This is a genomic window from Asanoa iriomotensis (assembly GCF_016862515.1).
Lineage (GTDB): Bacteria > Actinomycetota > Actinomycetes > Mycobacteriales > Micromonosporaceae > Asanoa > Asanoa iriomotensis.
Map to the genome: position 1 here is coordinate 1 of NZ_BONC01000164.1, position 3,726 is coordinate 3,726.

Here is a 3,726-nt window from a genome sequence, read left to right on the forward strand (position 1 = left end):
GGGCGCTCCACCTTTGTCACCGCCCGGAGATCCTGGTTTCCGGCCTACGCCGACAACGGGACCCGCCCCTTTCAGGCGCCGGCTTTATGGGTGGTCCCGCATCAGTCGGCCGGCAGCAGGTGCGCCACCTCCGGCGGCCCGGCCGCCAGCGCCCTGGCAGCCGCCTCGATCTCCTGGTCGGCGCCGGTGAGCCGATGCTCGTGCTGCCGCCGGTGCTCGTCCCAGGACGGCACCTGATAGACCTCGACGAACGTGCCGATGTGCTCACCTTCCCGGAACAGGCCCCACCGGACCGCCCCACTGCGCCGCCGCGAACGCCGCACCCGGTCCATCGCCGCCCGGAACGCCACCTCGTTCTCCGGCGCCACCTGGTAGCGCAGGACCACCAGCACCGGCCCGCCGTACGGCTCGGGTTCGACGTCGAGGTGCGGCTCCAGCCAGTACGAGGTCGGCGAGCGGTCCAGTCCCGCGATGTCCGGCAACGGCCACCACACCACGGTCGCGGCGCCGGCGAACATCAACACACCCGCCGCCAGCAGCGAGACCGGCAGGTTGGTCGCCTGCGCCAGCACACCCCAGACCAGCGCCCCGACGCCCTGCCCGCCGGCGAAGACGATCTGGTAGGCGCCGAGCCCGCGGGCGCGTACCCAATTGGGCAGGAACAACTGCAACGACGCGTTCACGTTGGACAGCACGGTGACCCAGGCGACCCCGGCCGGCAGCAGCACGAGCGCGACCACCAGCTCGACCCGCACGAGACCCACGACGATCGTCACGGCACCGAACAACACGGCGGCGAACACCATGAGCCGCGTCGGCGAGTACCGCGCCCGCACCCGCGGGACCAACGCCGCACCGACGACCGCGCCGACGCCCAGCGCCGCCAGCAGGAGGCCGTAGCCGCCCGGCCCCAGCCCCAACCGCCGGCTCGCGACCAACGGCAGCAAGGCCCAGACCGCGCTGCCCGGCAGCAGGAACAGCAGCGCCCGCAGCAGGATCCGCCGGGTGATCACCGAATGCCGCACGTACCGGCCGCCCGCCCGCACCGCCGCCGCGAACCGCTCCGGCGGCCCGAGATCGTCGTCCGGCGGCCGCCGCCACCAGAGCAGCACGGCCGCGAACACCACGAACGACAGCGCATTGAGCAGGAACACCGCGGCCACGTCGACCCAGGCGATGACCAGACCGGCGATCGCCGGCCCGACCGCGCGGGCGACGTTCTGGCTGATCGCGCCGAGCGCCGACGCGGACGGCAACTGCGCCCGCGGCACCAACTCCGGGATCACCGACTGCCACGCGGGCAGGGTCAACGCCTGCCCGGCCCCGAGCACGAAGGTCAACGTCAACAACAAAGCCGGCGGCATATGGTCGACCGCGGTCAACACGCCGAGCAGCACCGCGACGGCGAACTGTCCGATCTGCACGGCCAGCAACATCCGCCGCCGATCGAACGTGTCCGCCAACGCACCCGACGGCAACGCGAGCAACACGATCGGCAACATGCTGGCGGTCTGCACGAGCGACACCAACGCGTCGGCACCGGGCGCGTCGACCAGCAGCCACTGCGCGCCGACGGTCTGCATCCACGTGCCGACGTTGGACGCCAGCAGCGCCAGCCACAACCACCGAAACGTCGCCACCGACAACGGCGCCCACGCGGAAACGCTGCGCGGGGACGACTCGGGCGCCACGTCGGTCACGCTACCCGGAACAAAAGCTCCGAACCCGACGATCAATCCTTGCCCGGGCCCGCGGTGGTCCGGACCGCCGCTCCCGCCGGACACCGCTCCGCTGCGCTCCGCTGCCAGGTCTGCGCCGGGTCGCCGTCAGGCAGGACGCCACAAAGGCTGCAGCGTCTTCTGCAGGGCTGCCGTCCGCGTCAGCCGACAGGGCTCGGCAGCCAGCGACAGATCTTGGTGATCGGTTGTTGCTGGAGCCGCGATCGATTACCAACGACCGCCGCACGATACGGCCCGCGCCCACCCCGCGGAAATGCCCCGGCCACCGCACGGCCGACGAGTCCCGGCAACCGGCGTCAGCCGACGAGACCGGCCGTCACCGACAGATCTAGGTAACCGGCTGCTGCCGGAGCAGCAATCGATTACCAACGTCCGCCGCACCAGACGGCAAGCGCTCGCCACGCCGAATTGCCCGGGGCCACCGCGCGGGAGATGGCCAGCACCCGCCCGTGGAGATGGCCTGGTTGCTTTGGTCGCGGGCGTCGGGCGATCGGCTCCAGCGCTGGGCTGCTGTGGTTCAGACGCGCCCGCGGCGGCGATGCCGGCGAACTGGGGCGTCGGATCTGGAGATCTTGATCCTGGCGTCTACCACCCGCCGTTGGGGTCCATGCCGCAGCCAGCGGGGCCGCGGCGAACCGGACGGTCCGCGTCACCCAAGCCCAGCCGCTGGGGTTGACACAGAACACTCCCGCCGGGCTCACCCTGGCCCCTGGGCGAAGGATCAAGACCGGCGGTGGGCGCCCGGACCCGGGCGGGCGAGCACGTCCCGTGGGTTGTCGACCTCGTGGCCGGCGTCACAGCGCAGGTAAGAGTGCACCTCCGCGCCGCAGTCGCGGTGCACCGCCGACAGTGGCGAGCCTTCCGGGTCCGCCAGGTAGCGGTCGCCCCATTGGAGCACCGCCACCATCACCGGCCAGAGGTCGAAGCCCATGTCGGTCATCCGGTACTCGTGGCGCATCCGCGCACCCGGCTCCTGATAGGGCACCTTCCGCAGCACGCCGCTGTCGACCAGCATGGCCAGCCGGTTGGTCAGCACCTGGCGCGGGATGTTGGTGCGTACCCGCATGTCGTCGAACCGCCGGATCCCGTTGGCGATCTCCCGCAGCACGACGAGCGTCCACCGCTCCCCGAGGATCTCCATCGCCCGGCCGACGGTGCAGTTGTCGATCGACCACTCAAGGGCCTCAGGCCGCACGCTCATGCCGCCGCCTCCGTTCGGTCGGCGAAGCAAGATCCCGGTCGACTGCGTTCACTCACCCTCCCAACCCTAGGTCTCGTTGACAGACCCAGCAAGCGCCTGAAACCCTGGGTCCATGACACAGACGCAGGTGGAGCGCAGCCGTACCTTCTCCTGGTCCGACCCGGCGACCAACGCCGCGCTGATCGGCAAGAGCAGCGGGCTGAGCCTGCTCCGCGACATGATCGCCGGCGAACTGCCGCCGCCCCCGGTGATGGAGTTGCTCGGGGTGACCCGACTGGCCGTCGAGGAGGGCCGGGTGACCGTCGAGATGCCACCGAAGGAGTTCCACTACAACCCGCTCGGCTCGGTGCACGGCGGAATCCTCGCGACGCTGCTGGACACGGCCGCCGGCTGCGCGGTCCACGCGACACTCCCGGCCGGCATCGGCTACACGTCGGTCGACCTCTCGGTCAAATACCTGCGCCCGGTCACAGTCGGCTCAGAAATGCTGACCTGCGTAGGCACGGTGATCCAGCGCGGCCGCCGCACCGCCCTGGGCGAGGCCCGCCTGACCGACGCCGCAGGCAAGCTGGTCGCTCACGCAACCTCAACCTGCCTGCTCTTCGAAATCCCGTCCGCAGCCCAATAACCACCGCACGCACCAGGTGAGTGACCACCGGCCGAGGTCCGACGGCAGCGACACCGACGCGTCGAGGTCCTCCAGCCCTCCGGATCGGGGACGGTTGTCGGGCGAGGGCCGACGGGCCGCAAGGCGGTTGCCGGGTCAGGGCCGACGGGCCGCAAGGC

At 71.2% G+C, this 3,726-nt stretch carries 3 protein-coding genes; 1 reads left to right on the forward strand and 2 read right to left on the reverse strand.

The annotated features are described in order from the left end of the window. Positions 1-101: 101 nt before the first annotated feature. Positions 102-1,691, reverse strand: a complete 1,590-nt coding sequence (locus Air01nite_RS40690) for an MFS transporter (RefSeq protein WP_203708866.1) — start codon at positions 1,689-1,691, stop codon at positions 102-104. A 769-nt stretch (positions 1,692-2,460) separates the two neighbouring features. After that, on the reverse strand, positions 2,461-2,940 hold the full coding sequence (locus Air01nite_RS40695) for a winged helix-turn-helix transcriptional regulator (RefSeq protein WP_203708868.1): 480 nt from the start codon (positions 2,938-2,940) through the stop codon (positions 2,461-2,463). Positions 2,941-3,052: 112 nt separating this feature from the next. Between Air01nite_RS40695 and Air01nite_RS40700 the strand changes: the two genes are divergently transcribed. Beyond that, complete coding sequence (locus Air01nite_RS40700) at positions 3,053-3,568, forward strand: PaaI family thioesterase (protein ID WP_203708869.1); 516 nt, start codon at positions 3,053-3,055, stop codon at positions 3,566-3,568. The last annotated feature ends 158 nt before the right edge of the window (positions 3,569-3,726 follow it).

What these genes read in the sequence shown, in the direction of transcription:
- Air01nite_RS40700 (WP_203708869.1), top strand. Translation starts at nt 3,053, where the DNA reads ATGACACAGACGCAGGTGGAGCGCAGCCGTACCTTCTCCTGGTCCGAC.
- Air01nite_RS40695 (WP_203708868.1), bottom strand. Translation starts at nt 2,940, where the DNA reads ATGAGCGTGCGGCCTGAGGCCCTTGAGTGGTCGATCGACAACTGCACC.